Genomic DNA, 15,556 nt, shown 5'->3' with positions numbered 1-15,556 from the left:
GGCTCGGCGCGGCCGACTCAGCGGTGGAATGCCCTGGTCCAGGCCTGGTGCATGCGGCCGCGGGCGAGCAGCCGGCGGAGGTCCCACGGGCGCGGTTCGTGGTAGAGGATGAAGTCGTCGAACCGGCGCACGCCGCGGCGGCCGGTCATCGCGGCGGCCGCGTCGCGGACGGCGGTCAGTTGCCGCGATGTCATGGCCAGGCCGCGCTCGTCCGGCTGGCGGGTGGCGCCGATCGGGAAGTCGCGCCCGGGCCGGCGGGTCATCTCGACGTGGCAGCCGAGCACGTGGGTGACCGGGCGTCGTGCCGCGAAGGCGACCAGCCGGTCCATCGTGGACCGGAATGCGGCGGCGTCGAACACCAGCAGCCGTCCCGGCAGGACGGTGTCGCCGGTGAGCAGGATCCCCGTCGACGGGTCGTAGACGGTGATCGCGGCGGGATGGTGGCCCGGCGACGGGATGATCTCCAGCGCCCGGCCGCCGAGGTCAAAGGCGGCGGTTTGCTCCGGCCAGCCGTCGGTGAGCCCGAAGAACGAGCGCACCGCGTCGGCTTCGCGGGCGATCACCGTGGTCGCCGGGCGGTCGGCGAACTGCCCGTCGGCGGCCACATGGTCGCCGTGCCCGTGGCTGTGTGCGACGACGAGTTCGTAGCCGTCGCGCGGACGGGCGGCGAGCCACTGCTCGATGAGCCAGTCGACGGTGGCGCGCAACGGGAACGCGGCCGGGTCGGCGGTGGCGCCGGTGTCGAGCAGCAGAGCCCGGTCCTGGCCGAAAAGCAGATACAGGAACGGCGCCTCGAAACTGGTCGCCTTGCTCTGCCGCAGGATGATCGTGTTTTCGGCGTACGCGTGCACCTGGATCGCGGGCTCGTCGCGGGACGTGCCGGAGTTCCACACCACGTCCAGGGATCCGGCGATCGGGGGGTCAGCCGTCGGCGCCATGGTCGTTCTCCTCGGGGTCGATGCCGGTCATGGGGGTCGTTGCGGCGAAGAGCCGCAGGTAGTGCTGTCCTTCGGTGAGTCCGCGGGCGGCGGTCCGCGTGATGTGCGGCTCCAGCAGCGCCTGCCACTGCCGCCACAACTCGTCGGCCTCCGCGGCGGTCAGCGCGACGATCGCGTTGGTCAGGCGCTGGGTCGGCCGGTCGGCGCCGGTTTCGCCGTCGCGGGCCTTGCGGTCGACGTGCGCGAGGATCGCCCGGGTCTCCCGCTCGACGACCACGCGTTCGAGTTCGCGGCGCACGACCTTGTCGGCGTTGGCGGGGATGCGCAGCCGGGACGGTCCCTCGGGCACCCGCCAGCGCCGTTCCCGCTGGTCGCGTCCGGGGCCGGCGTCCTCGACGAAGCCGTACCTGGCGAGCTGTCGCAGGTGGAATGAGCAGTTCGCCTGCGGCACGCCGAGGATGCGGCCGCAGTGCGCGGCGGTGGCGGGGCCGCTCGCGGTGAGCAGTTCGAGCAGGTCCAGCCGGAGCGGGTGGGCCAGGGCGCGGATCGCCGTGGGGTCGCTGACGTCCATATGTCAAAGGATACTTTGGCAATGGAGTATGTCAAACACTTCTTTGGTTGTTTGGCTGTCTCCGCGGGTCCTGGTGGAGGGGGTCCTGGGGTGAAACCCGCCCCTCCACCAGGCGTTCGTCAGTGGCCGAGGTGCGCGCGCAGGTGCACCGCGGTCAGTGAGCGTTGGTCGGCCAGCAGGTCGTGCGGGGTGCCGGCGAAGACCACCCGGCCGCCGTCGTGGCCCGCGCCGGGGCCCATGTCGATGATCCAGTCGGCGCGGGAGATGACGTCGAGGTTGTGCTCGATGACGATCACCGTGCTGCCGCCGTCGACGAGCCGGTCCAGCAGGCCGATGAGGTTGTCGACGTCGTTCATGTGCAGGCCGGTGGTGGGCTCGTCGAGCACGTAGATGCGCGACGAGTTGCCCAGCTCGGTGGCGAGTTTGAGGCGCTGGCGCTCGCCGCCGGAAAGGGTGTCCAGGGACTGGCCCAGGGTCAGGTAGCCCAGGCCGACGTCGACCAGGGCGGTGACCATCGGCTTGATCGCCTTCTCGGTGAAGAAGGTCGCCGCCTCGGTGATCTGCATGCGCAGGATGTCGCTGATGTTCTGCCCGCGCAGGGTGTGTTCGAGGACCTCGGGCAGGAAGCGCCGGCCGTCGCAGGCCTCGCAGGTGCTCACCACCGGGTCCATGAAGGCCAGGTCGGTGTAGAGCAGGCCGATGCCCTGGCACTGCGGGCAGGCGCCCTTGGAGTTGGCGCTGAACAGGGCCGCGTTGACGCCGTTGGCCTTGGCGAACGCCTTGCGGATCGGGTCGAGCACGCCGGTGTAGGTGGCCGGGGTGGAGCGCTTCGAGCCGCGGATCGGCCGCTGGTCGATGAAGATCGCGTCGGGGTGGTGCCGGGGCAGGCAGCCCTGGATGAGCGAGCTCTTGCCGGAGCCGGCCACGCCGGTGACCACGGTCAGCACGCCCTGCGGGATGGCCGCGGTGACGCCCTTGAGGTTGTGCAGCGCCGCGTCCTTGATGACCAGCTCGCCGGTGGCGTGCCGCACCTGCGGCTTCAGCGCCTGGTGGCGGCTGAGGTGCTCGCCGGTGAGCGTGCCGGAGGCGGCCAGCCCGGCCAGGTCGCCGGAGTAGACGACCTGGCCGCCGTCGCGGCCGGCGCGCGGGCCCATGTCGACGACGTGGTCGGCGATGGCGATGACCGAGGGCCGGTGCTCGACGACGAGCACGGTGTTGCCCTTGTCGCGCAGGCGTACCAGCAGCTCGTTGAGGCGGTGCACGTCGTGCGGGTGCAGCCCGACGCTGGGCTCGTCGAAGACGTACGTCATGTCGGTGAGGCTGGAGCCGAGGTGGCGGACCATCTTCACCCGCTGCGACTCGCCGCCGGACAACGTGGCGCTGGGCCGGTTGAGGCTGAGGTAGCCGAGCCCGATGTGGGTGAGGTTGTCGAGCCTGGCGGCCAGCGAGTTCAGCATCGGGGCCAGGGTGGGCGCGTCGACGCCGCGGATGAACGTGGCGAGGTCGGCGACCTCCATCGCGGCGCACTCGGCGATGTTGCGGCCGTCGATCCGGCAGGCCAGGGCGGCGGCGTTGAGCCGGGCGCCGCCGCACGCGGTGCAGGCGGAGCGGGTGGCGATCCGGTCGATCGCGGCGCGGATGTGCGCGGCGGTGGTCTCGGTCTGCTTGGTCAGGTAGAGCCGTTTGAACTTGGGCACCAGGCCCTCGTACGTGGAGTTCATGCTGCCCGCGGGGGTGGCCAGCTTGACCTTCGCCTCGGGCAGGTACATGAGCTGGTGCCACTCGTCGGGGGTGTAGTCGCGCAGCTTCTTGTCGTTGTCGAAGAAGCCGGACTGGGTGATGATCGCCCAGAACCAGCTGTCCACGTTGAAGCCGGACAGGCGGATCGCGCCCTCGTTGAGCGACTTGTCGCGGTCGACGATCGCATCCTCGTCGATGGCGGCGACGTCGCCGAGGCCCTCGCAGTCCGGGCACATGCCGTTGGGGTCGTTGAACGACAGCACGCCTGGGTTGGCGACGGCGGGGGAGCCGAGCCGGGCGAAGATCAGCCGGAGCATGGAGTACGCGTCGGTGACCGTGCCGACCGTGGACCGGGAGTTCCCGCCCAGGCGCTTCTGGTCGACGATGATCGCGGCGGACAGGTTCTCCAGCGAGTCGACGTCCGGCTGGCCGTAGCCGGGCAGCAGCGACTGCAGGAAGGCCGTGTACGTCTCGTTGATCAGGCGCTGCGACTCCGCGGCGATGGTGTCGAAGACGAGCGAGGACTTGCCCGAACCGGACACGCCCGTGAAGAGTGTGATCTTACGCTTCGGGATGTCGAGACTGATGTCCTTGAGGTTGTTCTCGCGGGCTCCGCGTACCTGGATGAAGCCGTAGTCAGCAGTCGTCACGGGCGGACCTCCGGGGATCGGGTCGTTGGGGGCGGCTCGCCAGCGTAGCCTGTACCGTACGGTGTACGCCAACGGATAAGACGAGGTGGAGTGTTCCCGTGAGCGCCAAGAGTGACCCAGGTCGCAGCCTCGCGCTGCTGTGGGGCTCGCACACCCGGCCCGGCCGCTCCGGCCTGACGATCCGCGCGATCGTCGACGCCGCGATCGAGCTGGCCGACGCAGAGGGCCTGGACGCGGCCACCATGCGCCGGGTCGCCGACAAGATCGGCGTGGGCACCATGTCGCTCTACACCCACGTGCCCGGCAAGACAGAACTCAACGACCTCATGGTCGACACGGTCATCGGCGAGCTCTACACCGGCGTCGACGATCCGGCCGGCCACGGCGGCTGGCGCGAGGGCCTGCGGTATGTCGCCGAGCGCAACTGGGACCTCAGCCTGCGCCACCCCTGGCTGCTCGACGCCACCGGCGGCCGTCCCACGCTCGGCCCCCACGCCGTGCTCAAGTACGAGGCCGAGCTGCGGGTGCTCGACGGCATCGGCCTGACCGACCTGCAGATGGACTCGGTGCTCACCCTGGTGCTCACCCACGTCGAGGGCGTCGCCCGCAGCCACGCCGGCCTGGCCCGCGCGCAGCGGGACTCCGGGCTGACCGAGACGGAGTGGTGGCGCGCCACCGCCCCCGTCCTGGAACGCGTCATGACCGGGCACGACTTCCCGGTCGCCGGTCGCGTCGGCGAGGCTAGCAGCCAGGTCTACCAGGCCTCCGCCGACCCCGCCCACGCCTTCGCCTTCGGCCTGGACGTCATCCTCGACGGCGTCCAGCGTCTCATCGACGCCCCGCGCTGACGGCCGACCGGGTCAGCGGCGGCGCAGCCGCTTGTCGGCCAGCGACGGGTGCGTGTAGTAGATGTCGCCCGGGTTGACGTCCAGGCCCGGCGGCACGATCTCGTCGATGCGGTCGAGCACGTCCTGGGTCAGCTCGACGTCGGCGGCCGCGAGCAGGTCGTCCAGCTGCTGCGGCGTACGCGGACCGATGATGACCGAGGTCACCGCCGGATGGGCGCGGACGAACGCGGTCGCCAGATGGGTCAGAGGCAGGCCCGCCGCGGCTGCCAGCTCGGTCAGCCGCTCGACCGCCGCCGCCTTGTCCTGGTTGCGCGGCTCCGCCAGGTCGAACACGTGCCGCTGCGCCTGCCTGCGGTGCGAGTCGGCGCTGACCGGCCGCCCGGACAGCCAGCCGGAGTGCAGCGGCCCGAAGGTCAGCACGCCCATGCCGTACTTCTGCGCGGTCGGCAGCATCCTGGCCTCGATCCCGCGCAGCAGGATCGAGTACGGCGGCTGCTCGGTGCGGAACCGCTCGTGCCCGCGCCGCTCGGCCGCCCACTGCGCCTCGACGATCTGGTCCGGCGGGAACAGCGACGAGCCGATCGCCCGCACCTTGCCCGAGCGGACCAGATCCGACAGCGCGGACAGCGTCTCGTCGACGTCGGTGTCCGGGTCGGTCCGGTGCATCTGGTAGAGGTCGAGGTGGTCGGTGTCCAGCCGGCGCAGGCTGTCCTCGACGGCGCGGACGATCCAGCGCCGGGACCCGCCGCGCTGGTTGGGGTCGTCGCCCATGGGCAGGGAGAACTTCGTGGTCAGCACCACCTCGTCGCGCCGCCCCCGCAGCGCCTTGCCGACGATCTCCTCCGACTCGCCCTGTGAGTACACGTCGGCGGTGTCGACGAAGTTGATCCCGGCATCGAGCGCCGTATGGATCATTCTGACCGCTTCGTCGTGGTCCGTGTTGCCCATGGCGCCGAGCATCATGGTCCCGAGCGTGAGCTCGCTGACCGACATGCCCGTGCCGCCGAGGATCCTGCGCTTCATCGATGATTCCGTTCGCTTGGCGATCGGTCACGTTCGGTGACCTACGACCAGACAAGCACGGGCAAAGCCCGCCGACAGCACCTACGACAGGCCTGGCTCCACCCAGGGTCTGGCAGAACCCCTCACGGACGGTGACGCTCCCGGCTTCCCGGCCTACTGTGGGGGCATGGCCGACCGAACCCTCGCGGGCAGCCGCGACCTGCGCGAATTCCTGCGCACCCGTCGGGCCCGGCTCACCCCGGGGGAGGCGGGCCTGCCCGACAAGCCGGGGATACGCCGAGTGCCGGGGCTGCGGCGCGAGGAGGTCGCCCAGCTCGCCGGGGTGAGCGTGGACTACTACGTGCGGCTGGAGCGCGGGCGGGGCGACAACGTGTCCGCCTCGGTGCTGGACGCGGTCGCCCGGGCGCTGCGCCTCGACGCCGTCGAGCGCGACCACCTGTTCGCCGTGGCCAAGCCGGCCCGGCGGGCGGTGCTGCGGCCGCAGCAGCTGCGCCCGGCGATGCTGCGGGTGCTGGACTCGTTCGCCGGCACCCCCGCCCTGATCGTCGGCCGCCGCCTGGACGTCCTGGCGACCAACCGCCTGGCCCGCGCCCTGTTGACCGACTTCGACGCCCGGCCGCCGGGCGAACGCAACATGGCCCGCTACATCTTCCTCGACGAGGCGGTGCGCGAGCTTTACGCCGACTGGTCGACCGCCGCCCGCGACACGGTCGCCGCCCTGCACCTCTACGCCGGGCGCCACCCGCACGATCCCGAGCTGGCCGCACTGGTCGGCGACCTGTCCGCGCGGGACCGGGACTTCCGTCGCTGGTGGGCTAACCATGACGTGCTCCGCTGCGGCGACGGCACGAAGCGGTTCCGCCATCCCCTGGTCGGCGAACTGACGCTGTCGTACGAGGCTTTCACCCCCACCGCGGACCCCGACCTGACGCTGGGGGTCAGCATCGCCGCACCCGGCTCCCCGGCCGAGCGGGCGCTGCGCCTGCTGGCCGAGCGGACCGCGGCCGAGGCGGACCCGGCCTGCGCTGAAGCGCCCGAAGGCTCGTCGAGTTCAGCGACGGTCGCGGGCTCCGGCCACGGCGACCTGGCCCAGGCTGATGCCGCCGTCGTTGCACGGCACCTGCCGGTGTGTCAGCACCCGGAACCCCGACAGGGCCAGCCCGTCCAGGGTCCTGCCCAGTAGCAGCGTGTTCTGGAAGACCCCGCCCGACAGCGCCACGGTGTGCAGGCCGTGCCGCTCGCGTACCAGCAGGCAGGCGTTCACGATCAGGTCGGCGACACCGGCGTGGAACCGGGCCGCGATCTCCGGTACCGCCACCCCGTCCAGCCGGTCCGCCAGCACCGCCTGAACCAGGTCGGCCCCGCTGAGCGTCAGCACCGCGTCCTCGGTGATCTCCGCCGAGTAGCCCGTGACCGCGCCGCGCCGCGCCACCTGCTCCAGCTCGACGGCGGCCTGGCCCTCGTAGGTGACCTCGTCGCGCAGGTCCAGCAGCGCCGCCACCGCGTCGAACAGCCGTCCCGCGCTGGAGGTCAGCGGTGCGTTGACCCCTGCCCGTGCCGCGTCGCGCACCGGCTTCCACGCCGCCGCGTGCCGCTGTGCCACCGGCGGGTCGGGCAGCTCGCCGCCGAGGGCGTCCAGGTAGGACAGCGCCATCCGCCAGGGTTCGCGCACCGCCGCCGCGCCGCCGGGCATCGGCACCGCGGCCAGATGACCCGCCCGGGTGTACGCCGCCAGATCCGCCACCAGGATCTCGCCGCCCCACAGCGTGCCGTCGTCGCCGTAGCCCAGCCCGTCGAACGCGACCCCGATCACCGCCTCCTGCTCCCCGTGCTCGACCAGGCAGGACGCGATGTGCGCGTGGTGGTGCTGCACCCCGACCAGCTCCACCCCGTCCCGCTCGTGCGCGTACGCCGTCGACGGGTAGTCCGGGTGCAGGTCGTGCGCGAGCAGCTCGGGCGTGATCCCCAGCAGCCGCTCCAGGTGCGAGACCCCCTCGGTGTACGAGCGGAACGTGGCCGCGTTCGCCAGGTCGCCGATATGGTGCGACAGCGTCGCGAACTCGCCCCGCGCCAGGCAGAACGTGTTCTTCAGCGCGGCCCCGCAGCCGAGCACCGGCCGGCGCAGCTTGAGCGGCAGCCGCACCGGCCGCGGCACGTACCCGCGCGACCGGCGCAGCAGCATCGGCGACCCGCGCACCACCCGCGCCACCGAGTCGTCGGTGCGCAGGTGGATGGGACGGTCATGGGTCAGCGTCACGTCGGCGATGCCGGTCAGCCGGGCCAGCGCGTCGTCGTCGCGGTAGGCGATCGGCTCGTCGGAGACGTTACCGCTGGTCATCACCAGCGGTCGGACGATCGTGGCGAGCAGCAGGTGGTGCAGCGGCGTGTACGGCAGCAGCACGCCCAGCTCGTGGCAGCCCGGCGCGACCGCCTCGGTGATCCGGTGCGCCGGATGGCGGGTGCGGCGGGGCAGCAGCACGATCGGCCGGGCCGGGTGGCGCAGCAGCCGCGCCGCGGCGGGTTCCACCTCGGCGATCGCCGCCGCTTCGACGAGGTCGGCCACCATCAGCGCGAACGGCTTGTCCTCGCGCTGCTTGGCAGCCCGCAGCCGGGCGGCCGCCTCGGGGTGCGTCGCATCGACGGCCAGGTGGAAGCCGCCCAGTCCCTTGATCGCGACGATCGCGCCGCCGCGCAGCAGCCGCGCCGTCGCGGCGACAGGGTCGGCTCCCGCGGTGAGCAGCGAGCTGCCGTCCATGCTCAGCAGGCTGAGCCGGGGTCCGCACGCCGGGCAGCAGATCGGCTGGGCGTGGAAGCGGCGGTCGGCCGGGTCGCCGTACTCCTTGGCGCAGTCGTCGCACATGGCGAACCCGGCCATGGTCGTGTTCGGCCGGTCGTAGGGCACGTCGCGCACGATGGTGAACCGGGGACCGCAGTGGGTGCAGTTCGTGAACGGGTACCCCTGCCGGCGGCCACCCCCGCCGGTGGTCTCGTCCAGGCAGGCCTCGCAGGTCGCGGCGTCGGGGGTGACCTGCGTGGCGGGCGGGCCGGACGCGTCGCTGGGCACGATCGTGAAGCCCGGTGAGCCGGTGACCGGCAGGGGTGCGGCCGTCATCGAGTCGATCACGGCCAGCGGCGGGCGTTCCAGGTCCAGCGCGCAGAGGAACGCGTCCAGCGCCGTCCGCGGCCCCTCCGCCTCGATGAACACGCCCTCGGTGTCGTTGCCGACGTGTCCGTGCAGGTGCAGCCGCTGCGCGAGGGTGTAGACGAACGGCCGGAACCCCACACCCTGGACGATCCCGGCGACCCGCACTGCCAGCCGCTCATGGGAGGTTTCGGCGGAAATCATCCCGTATGCCATGACATGATTCTGCGGCCCGGCACCCGGAAAACCGGCGGACCCGCCCGACCCGGCTTCGCCGATGACCGACTGCGGTACTTCTTCCGGCCGCCGGCCCGCAACGGAGAATGTGGTCCATGCGGCCCGATGCGAGAATGGGTCCATGTCTGCGCCGATCGTGGTGGCCGTCAGCCGGGACGCCGAACACCGTTTCAGCAAGCCGAACACGGATGAGATCGAACTGGTCGCGGGGCTCGGGGTGGCCGGGGACGCGCACGCGGGCGTGACCGTGCAGCACCTGTCGCGGGTCGCCGCCGACCCGACCCAGCCCAACCTGCGCCAGGTCCACCTGATCCACGCCGAACTGCACGACGAGGTACGCGAGCAGGGCTTCGAGGTCGCGCCGGGCCAGCTCGGCGAGAACATCACCACCCGCGGCCTGGACCTGCTGTCGCTGCCGCGGGGCACCGTGCTGCGGATCGGCTCGCAGGCCGTCGTCGAGGTGACGGGCCTGCGCAACCCGTGCGCGCAGATCGACGGCTTCGAGGACGGGCTGCTCAAGCAGGTCGTCTACCGCGACGACGAGGGCACCCTGGTGCGCCGGGCGGGCATCATGAGCATCGTGCTGGCGGGCGGCCCGGTGCGTCCCGGGGACACGGTCACGGTCGAGCTGCCCGCCCAACCGCACCTGCCGCTCGAACGCGTCTGATCACCGCCCTGCTGCCGATACCCGCAGGGCTCAGCCGAGGCGGTCGACGGCCACCGGGATCAGGCCGTGGGCGCGGGCCAGTTGCCGCAGGTCGCGCAGCAGCGCGGGCACCGCGCCGGCCGGCCCGTCGCGCAGGCACGCGGTCAGGTCGACGGCCCAGCCGAGGCCCGGCCCGACCCGGCGCAGTTCCCAGCTCAGCTCGTGCCCGTCCACCTCGCGGCGGGCGCGCCCGACGAGGCGGCCGGACGGGTCCGCGGCGGGTTCGACCGGCTCCAGGCGCCACCACAGCCGCAGGCACTGCAGGCCGTGCCGGTCCAGGTCGCCCGCGAACAGGATCCGGTAGACGTGCCGGTCCCGGAAGCCGGGCGGCGCCTGTGCCGGTCCGAGGCGCAGGAGCGGGGCCGAGGGCAGCGGCAGGAAGTCGGCGAACCGGGCCCGCAGCCACGCCTCGTCCGGCAGGTCGCCGCCACCGAGCGAGCGCAACGCGGTCTCGGCGGTGCCGGCGTCGACCGCGCGTATCCGCGCGCGCAGCTGCTCGTCCGCGCGCAGGTCGCGGCTGAGCGCGGGGGTGCACTGCCACGAGCCGCCGGTCGCCGTCCAGGTCGTGTTGTCGATGCCGATGGCGGTGCCGTCGTCCCGCAGCACCAGGTCCTCGACGACGACCGCCTCAGGGCGAGCGGACCCGTCGGCGGCGAGCAGGTAGTAGTCCAGCTTCCTGAGGCTGGGGGACGGCAGGGGCATGTCCAGATGATGCACCCTGCCGGGCCGGTCCGGGTATCACGACCCGCTCCGCCTCCTGAGTCCCCGCTCCCAGTCCTTGGTGAAGCCGAGGCGGGCGTACCAGGCCGCGGCCGCCTCGGCGTCCTCGGTGCGGATGACGGGCGTGATGAGTTCGTCCACGGCGGTCATCGTCGCAGGCGGGTGTGTCAGTGCCGGGCGACGCGCTCCAGTCGCACCTCGGCCAGCGCCCGGGCGTCGTAGGTGTTCTCGCGGTTCTCGGCGAAGTCGGCCAGTCGGCTCAGCGCCTCCTTGTTACGGCCGTGCAGCAGCAGGTCGTTCAGCTTGTTCCGGAACGCGAGCAGCGGGCCGCGGGTGAAGTCCTCGACGAGGGTGACCAGTGTCGACGCGGCGTCCAGGCGGACCAGCCGGAAGTCGACGACGGCCTCGCCGAGCGGCCACATGCGGGCCCGCATCACCAGCCGGTACGGTGCCTCGCACCGCACCACGTGGGTGACGTCGGCCGTCGACAGCGGCCACGGCCCGACCTTGTGGTGCAGCCGGCTGCCGAGGGCGGGCCAGGAGGAGTCGACGTCCCTGATGTGCGCGGTGCCGACGACCCAGTCCGCGTACGTCCAGCCGTCGGCGAGGACGGCGAAGACGCGCTCGGGTGAGGCCGCGACGACGCGCTCGGTTCGTGCCATGCCGGAGTCGTACCCCCGCCTCGCCCGAATTATGCATTTCGCCCAAATGCCTCTCGGCGTCGGCCGTGATCGACCGACTTGGCGCGCAGATGTGGGTATCTTGCGGGCCCATTCGCCCAGGTGCCTGGCAAGTCGGTCGATCTTGGGCGGGGGCGGCGGGTTAGGCGGGTGGCGCAGCGGGTAGGCGGTCGTCGTCAGCACCAGTCCAACGAGGAGGAGGAAAACTCATGACTGCCATGAACCCGATCCCCTGGGACCCGTGGAGCTACAGCGCGGACCTCGACTACAAGACGACGGACGAAGGCGGGGACCGCTCGATCGTCGGTTTCCACGTCGAGGCCGTCGACGGCGGTATCGGCAAGATCGATGAAGCGACCGGGGCCGTCGGCTCCAGCTACATCGTGGTCGACACCGGTCCATGGATCTTCGGCAGCAAGCGGATGCTCCCCGCGGGAGTCGTGAACAACATCGACTTCCTCGAGGAGAAGGTCTACGTCAACCGCTCGAAGGCCGAGATCAAGGACGCTCCGGAGTACGACCCGGACGTCCGCGACGAAGCGTTGTACCGCGATCAGGTCGGCACGTACTACGCCGACCGCGAACGTCGGTGACGAGGTGAAAGGACGGGCCCCCGCGTTCGCGCCGGGGCCCGTCCTTTCTGTGCGGGGCAGGAGAGCGGGCCACGTCGGGTCGGGAATGGATGCCGGATGGGTTTGCGGTCGTCGTGGGGCGGGCATTTCCCAAGCAACGACAGGGAAAGGAAGGACACCGTGGAAATCACCGGTATCTTCACCGCCATCATCATCGGTCTGGTCATCGGTGTGCTCGGTCGGCTGGTCCTGCCGGGCCGGCAGGCCATCGCACTGTGGCTGACCATCCTCATCGGCGTCGCCGCGGCGCTGCTGGGCACGTTCGTCGCCGGGGCCTTCGACGTGGCGAACACGGGCGGCGTCGACTGGCTGGAACTCCTCTTCCAGATCGGATTCGCGGCGCTGGGCGTCGCGCTGGTCGCGCCGATCGCCTCGCGGTCGAGCAGCGACTGACACCGCAGCCAAGATGCGGGCCGGGCAGATGCCCCGGCCCGCATCACGCTGTCCGGGCAGAGACGTGGCAGGCCGCTCGCCAACCCGCCGGGTCAGGAACTCGTCGCGGGTGCGGTGTCCGGCCGGGGCGTCCGGGCCGCCACGAAATCGCCGACGAGCCGGTGCCAGAATCGGGCGCGGCGCACCATGCCGTGGCCGTCGCCGGTGACGTCGAGGAAGGTGACGAATGCGCCGGCCTGCTCGGCCGCGGCGGCGTACCGGCGGGAGGCGGCCGGGTCGGTGATCCGGTCGGCGACGCCGTGGGCGATGAGGACGGTGCGCCCGGCGAGCTGCTCGACCGGGTCGCCGGGCTCGATCCACGGGGCGAGCGCGCAGACGGCGGTGACCTGCGGATCGCCCGCGCCCCACAGGGCGGCGCGTCCGCCCATCGAATGTCCGACCAGGATGACGGGCAGCAGCGGGTGGCGCGTGCGGGCCTGGTCCAGGGCCCATGCCAGGTCGCGGACCGGATCGGCGGCCGCGCCGTTCCAGCCGCGGTAGCGGTAGCGCAGCCGCCACACCGTGACGTCGTCGGGCATGGCCCGTCGGAACGGGAGCATGCGCAGGTACGCGGCCCGGCCGCGATGGGCCCGCCCGTGCCCGTCGACCACCCCGCCGTGCAGGAGGATCACCAGCGCGCGCGGGCCGCCTGCCGCCTCACGAACCTCCAGCGCCGGTGTGCGCATGTCTGCTCCCTCGATCGCCGTCTGCCGTGTCGCGGCCCCTGTTTCGGCGCGATGCGCCGCCGCGGGGCGGGACACCAAGTCTGCCTCGGCACCCGGCGCGGTCGCGTCCCGAATCATGATCAAGGCTGCTTTGATCATGAACGGTTCCTCCTTCGTCGGCGGACAGCAGCAGGTCAGGGCCTTGAACCGGGGCCGCTCGGGCATCGCCGCGGATGGTGAAGTCCGCTGACGCAACGATCAGGTCAGCTGTTCATGGGCGCGAAAGGGCAGGTCAGCGCATGAAAGGTTGCCCTCCGGCGAGACGGAACCGGTACCGCGATGGAGTGGGCCGCCGCGCCGGCGCAGCGCGGGTACGCTCCCCGCCGTGACCGACTTCCCCCCGGCCGTCCGCGCCGACTTCTCCCTGGGCGTCCGCGACGACGAGCCGCCCACCACTGCGGCGTTGCGGCAGGTGCTGGACGGCGCCGCGCAGGTGGTCGTCGTCGAGGCGTCCCCGGACGAGGTCGACGCACCGGACGCGGCCCGGATCGAGTTGTCCGGCGAGGGCATCGCCGAGCTGGCCCGGCTGCTGGCCGTCGTGGACGGCGGCACGGGCGACCGCTGCCGCTGCCCGGGCTGGCCGACGATCCTCGTGCGTGACGCGTCCGGCCGTGACATCGCCCAGTGGACCCTGCACCACCAGACCGGCCTGCGGGGCGTGGGCGACGGCGACGCCGACCTGCGGGACGGCCCCGCACTCTCGGACTGGCTCGCCGCCCGCGGCCTGACCGGCTCCCGCGAGACGCAGCAGTTGCTGGCCGAGTACGAGGCCCAGGAGGAGCACCGCCGGGTCGCCTGGGTGCGGGCCGCGCCGCCGGGCCTCACCGAGGTCGCCGAGGCCGCGTCGCGGCGGGAGGACGACGGGGAGGAGCGGCTCGCCGAGCTTGCCGTCCGGCGGTATCCGGACCCCGCGGAGCGGATCGCGCTGCTGCTGGCCTGGGCGGGCTTTCCGGCGCACGCGCCGCCGGTGCCCGGGGGCGGCACGCCCGCGTACGAGCTCGCGCCGGAGCAGATGCTGCTGTCCGAGCCCGCCGAGTCGATCTTCGAGGTGCTGGCCGCAGCACCCACCGCGGCTCAGCTCGACGGGGCCGCGGACCTGTTCACGGCCCTCTCCTGGAAGAAGAAGCGTCCGGACCCGCCCGAGCCGCTGCGGGCCGTGCTGATCGCGCACGTTTCGGCGACCGGGACCGATGAGATGCGATCCCGGATGCGCCACGGGTACGGCCGGCCGGGCTGACGGCATCAGGTCCAGCGGCGGACGTACTCACCGTCGGGGTCAAAGCGTGCGGCCTGCCGGTCGGGGTTGAAGCGGCGGTACGGCTTGGTGTCGGTGCCGGTCCCGGCCACCCACTGCCAGTTGCCGTAGTTGTTGGCCACGTCGGCGTCGATGAGCAGCCGGTTGAACCAGGCCGCGCCGTCGCGCCAGTCCAGCCCGAGGGTCTTGGTCAGGTAGGACGCGGTGACCAGCCGGGCCCGGTTGTGCATCCAGCCCTCGGCGGCCAGCTGCTTCATGCCCGCGTCCACGATGGGCACCCCGGTCTCACCGGCCTGCCACGCCTGCAGCGCCACCGGGTCGTCCTGCCACTGCTCCTGCGCCCCCGCCCGGAAGGCCTGCGTGCCGAGCTTCGGGAACGCGGCCAGCAGCTGGTGGTAGAAGTCGCGCCAGCACAGCTGCCGCAGGTACGCCTCGGGCATGCCGTCGGTGGTGGCCAGGGCGAGCGGGGACAGGCAGCCGAAGTGCAGGTAGGGGCTCAGTCGGGAGGTGGCGTCGCCGGGCAGGTCGTCGTGCCGGTCGGCGTACGCGGCGGCTTTGGTCTGCCAGGTCTTGACGCGGCGCAGGGCCTCGCTCTCGCCGCCGGTCATCGGGCTGGGCGACTCGCTCTTCGCGTCGCCGAGCACCGTGCGCGGGTCGTCGCCGGTCACGCCGTCGGGCAGGTTGATCTTCCGCGGGGTGGCGACGGTGCCGCGCCAGCGCCGTGCCTGCCAGGCCCGCCAGTACGGGGTGAACACCCGGTAGTGGTCGCCGCCGGTCGACGGGGTGACCTCGCCCGCGGGGACGATCGTGACACCGGGGAACAGTTTGAGCGCGAGCCGCTCGCGCGCGCAGGCTCGGGCGAGCCGCTCCTGGCGGCGTGCGGCGTATCCGGAGACGTCGGCGGTCAGCGCGATGCCCTCGGCCGCGACCTCCCGGGCCGTGCGCACCGCCTCGGCGACCGGGTCGCCCGAGCGCACCAGCAGGTCGCCGCCGCGCCGGCGCAGGCCGTCGCGGAGATCCTGCAGGCTCTCCAGCAGGAAGCGGCGGCGGTTGTCCGGCACGCCCAGCGCCGGGTCGGCGACGAACAGCGGGACCACCCGTTCTGCGTTGGCGCAGGAGGCGGCCAGCGCGGGATGATCGTGCACGCGCAGATCACGGGTCAGCAGTACGACGACGGTTTTCATGATCATCCCCAGGCGTCGGCGGGAGATAACGATGCAGCAATCAACGCAACTGTACGCCGCGATAGGCTCCTGA

General features: G+C 72.3%; 16 protein-coding genes and 1 pseudogene. 7 read left to right on the top strand and 10 right to left on the bottom strand.

The window, feature by feature from the left end; translation table 11 throughout:
• Positions 1–17: 17 nt before the first annotated feature.
• The 3 genes from F9C41_RS26025 to F9C41_RS26015 all read right to left on the bottom strand — a co-directional run bounded on the left by F9C41_RS26025 (position 18) and on the right by F9C41_RS26015 (position 3,899).
• The gene (locus F9C41_RS26025) at positions 18–938 is read right to left on the bottom strand and encodes an MBL fold metallo-hydrolase (RefSeq protein ID WP_155389455.1); all 921 of its coding nucleotides are present in this window, start codon (positions 936–938) and stop codon (positions 18–20) included.
• Positions 922–1,509 (bottom strand): winged helix-turn-helix domain-containing protein, encoded by a 588-nt coding sequence (locus F9C41_RS26020; protein ID WP_155389454.1) that lies wholly within the window; start codon positions 1,507–1,509, stop codon positions 922–924. Before F9C41_RS26020 ends, F9C41_RS26025 begins: the two co-directional genes overlap by 17 nt.
• A 119-nt stretch (positions 1,510–1,628) precedes the next feature.
• On the bottom strand, positions 1,629–3,899 hold the full coding sequence (locus tag F9C41_RS26015; protein WP_155389453.1) for an ATP-binding cassette domain-containing protein: 2,271 nt from the start codon (positions 3,897–3,899) through the stop codon (positions 1,629–1,631).
• Between the two features lie 98 nt (positions 3,900–3,997).
• Between F9C41_RS26015 and F9C41_RS26010 the strand changes: the two genes are divergently transcribed.
• Positions 3,998–4,747, top strand: a complete 750-nt coding sequence (locus F9C41_RS26010) for a TetR/AcrR family transcriptional regulator (protein WP_155389452.1) — start codon at positions 3,998–4,000, stop codon at positions 4,745–4,747.
• A 12-nt stretch (positions 4,748–4,759) separates the two neighbouring features.
• On the opposite strand, the gene F9C41_RS26005 is transcribed toward F9C41_RS26010, so the two are convergent.
• Positions 4,760–5,770, bottom strand: a complete 1,011-nt coding sequence (locus F9C41_RS26005; protein ID WP_155389451.1) for an aldo/keto reductase — start codon at positions 5,768–5,770, stop codon at positions 4,760–4,762.
• Positions 5,771–5,936: 166 nt separating this feature from the next.
• Between F9C41_RS26005 and F9C41_RS26000 the strand changes: the two genes are divergently transcribed.
• Positions 5,937–6,953: a helix-turn-helix domain-containing protein gene (locus tag F9C41_RS26000; protein ID WP_230690020.1), complete on the top strand. Its 1,017-nt coding sequence runs from the start codon at positions 5,937–5,939 to the stop codon at positions 6,951–6,953.
• Here F9C41_RS26000 and hypF read toward each other — a convergent pair.
• A pseudogene (gene hypF / locus F9C41_RS25995) lies at positions 6,906–9,116 on the bottom strand (carbamoyltransferase HypF); the annotation flags it as partial. The gene F9C41_RS26000 and the pseudogene hypF overlap by 48 nt on opposite strands.
• Positions 9,117–9,270: 154 nt before the next feature.
• Between hypF and F9C41_RS25990 the strand changes: the two are divergent.
• Positions 9,271–9,816, top strand: a complete 546-nt coding sequence (locus F9C41_RS25990) for an MOSC domain-containing protein (RefSeq protein WP_196279949.1) — start codon at positions 9,271–9,273, stop codon at positions 9,814–9,816.
• 30 nt (positions 9,817–9,846) lie between these two features.
• Here F9C41_RS25990 and F9C41_RS25985 read toward each other — a convergent pair whose 3' ends face one another.
• The 3 genes from F9C41_RS25985 to F9C41_RS25980 are packed head-to-tail and all read right to left on the bottom strand — an operon-like array spanning position 9,847 to position 11,237.
• Positions 9,847–10,557 carry a hypothetical protein gene (locus tag F9C41_RS25985; protein ID WP_155389450.1) on the bottom strand — a complete coding sequence of 237 codons (711 nt, stop codon included), beginning with the start codon at positions 10,555–10,557 and terminating at the stop codon, positions 9,847–9,849.
• Positions 10,558–10,593: 36 nt separating this feature from the next.
• On the bottom strand, positions 10,594–10,716 hold the full coding sequence (locus tag F9C41_RS41895; RefSeq protein WP_269058970.1) for a hypothetical protein: 123 nt from the start codon (positions 10,714–10,716) through the stop codon (positions 10,594–10,596).
• 26 nt (positions 10,717–10,742) lie between these two features.
• Positions 10,743–11,237 carry an SRPBCC family protein gene (locus tag F9C41_RS25980; RefSeq protein WP_155389449.1) on the bottom strand — a complete coding sequence of 165 codons (495 nt, stop codon included), beginning with the start codon at positions 11,235–11,237 and terminating at the stop codon, positions 10,743–10,745.
• 227 nt (positions 11,238–11,464) lie between these two features.
• Here F9C41_RS25980 and F9C41_RS25975 point away from each other — a divergent pair, with 227 nt between their 5' ends.
• A complete protein-coding gene (locus F9C41_RS25975; protein WP_155389448.1) occupies positions 11,465–11,848 on the top strand; it encodes a PRC-barrel domain containing protein in 384 nt (127 codons plus the stop codon).
• Between the two features lie 159 nt (positions 11,849–12,007).
• Positions 12,008–12,280 (top strand): GlsB/YeaQ/YmgE family stress response membrane protein, encoded by a 273-nt coding sequence (locus F9C41_RS25970; RefSeq protein ID WP_155389447.1) that lies wholly within the window; start codon positions 12,008–12,010, stop codon positions 12,278–12,280.
• A 92-nt stretch (positions 12,281–12,372) separates the two neighbouring features.
• On the opposite strand, the gene F9C41_RS25965 is transcribed toward F9C41_RS25970, so the two are convergent.
• Positions 12,373–13,005, bottom strand: coding sequence for an alpha/beta hydrolase (locus tag F9C41_RS25965; protein ID WP_230690019.1), 633 nt, complete (start codon positions 13,003–13,005; stop codon positions 12,373–12,375).
• On the opposite strand from F9C41_RS25965, the gene F9C41_RS25960 reads away from it, so the two are divergent.
• Complete coding sequence (locus F9C41_RS25960; protein ID WP_155389446.1) at positions 13,004–13,234, top strand: hypothetical protein; 231 nt, start codon at positions 13,004–13,006, stop codon at positions 13,232–13,234. The genes F9C41_RS25965 and F9C41_RS25960 overlap by 2 nt on opposite strands.
• 135 nt (positions 13,235–13,369) lie before the next feature.
• Positions 13,370–14,281 (top strand): hypothetical protein, encoded by a 912-nt coding sequence (locus F9C41_RS25955; protein WP_155389445.1) that lies wholly within the window; start codon positions 13,370–13,372, stop codon positions 14,279–14,281.
• A gap of 5 nt (positions 14,282–14,286) precedes the next feature.
• Here F9C41_RS25955 and F9C41_RS25950 read toward each other — a convergent pair whose 3' ends face one another.
• Positions 14,287–15,489, bottom strand: a complete 1,203-nt coding sequence (locus tag F9C41_RS25950; protein WP_155389444.1) for a cryptochrome/photolyase family protein — start codon at positions 15,487–15,489, stop codon at positions 14,287–14,289.
• Positions 15,490–15,556: the final 67 nt, after the last annotated feature.

Origin of the sequence: Catellatospora paridis, assembly GCF_009720365.1 — a bacterium.
Taxonomy (GTDB): domain Bacteria; phylum Actinomycetota; class Actinomycetes; order Mycobacteriales; family Micromonosporaceae; genus Catellatospora; species Catellatospora paridis.
The sequence above is the reverse complement of the archived record's forward strand: the minus strand, read 5'-3'. Positions and strand labels throughout refer to the sequence as shown.

What these genes read in the sequence shown, in the direction of transcription:
- F9C41_RS26025 (WP_155389455.1), bottom strand. Translation starts at nt 938, where the DNA reads ATGGCGCCGACGGCTGACCCCCCGATCGCCGGATCCCTGGACGTGGTG.
- F9C41_RS26020 (WP_155389454.1), bottom strand. Translation starts at nt 1,509, where the DNA reads ATGGACGTCAGCGACCCCACGGCGATCCGCGCCCTGGCCCACCCGCTC.
- F9C41_RS26005 (WP_155389451.1), bottom strand. Translation starts at nt 5,770, where the DNA reads ATGAAGCGCAGGATCCTCGGCGGCACGGGCATGTCGGTCAGCGAGCTC.
- F9C41_RS26000 (WP_230690020.1), top strand. Translation starts at nt 5,937, where the DNA reads ATGGCCGACCGAACCCTCGCGGGCAGCCGCGACCTGCGCGAATTCCTG.
- F9C41_RS25990 (WP_196279949.1), top strand. Translation starts at nt 9,271, where the DNA reads ATGTCTGCGCCGATCGTGGTGGCCGTCAGCCGGGACGCCGAACACCGT.
- F9C41_RS25985 (WP_155389450.1), bottom strand. Translation starts at nt 10,557, where the DNA reads ATGCCCCTGCCGTCCCCCAGCCTCAGGAAGCTGGACTACTACCTGCTC.
- F9C41_RS25980 (WP_155389449.1), bottom strand. Translation starts at nt 11,237, where the DNA reads ATGGCACGAACCGAGCGCGTCGTCGCGGCCTCACCCGAGCGCGTCTTC.
- F9C41_RS25975 (WP_155389448.1), top strand. Translation starts at nt 11,465, where the DNA reads ATGACTGCCATGAACCCGATCCCCTGGGACCCGTGGAGCTACAGCGCG.
- F9C41_RS25960 (WP_155389446.1), top strand. Translation starts at nt 13,004, where the DNA reads ATGTCTGCTCCCTCGATCGCCGTCTGCCGTGTCGCGGCCCCTGTTTCG.
- F9C41_RS25965 (WP_230690019.1), bottom strand. Translation starts at nt 13,005, where the DNA reads ATGCGCACACCGGCGCTGGAGGTTCGTGAGGCGGCAGGCGGCCCGCGC.
- F9C41_RS25950 (WP_155389444.1), bottom strand. Translation starts at nt 15,489, where the DNA reads ATGATCATGAAAACCGTCGTCGTACTGCTGACCCGTGATCTGCGCGTG.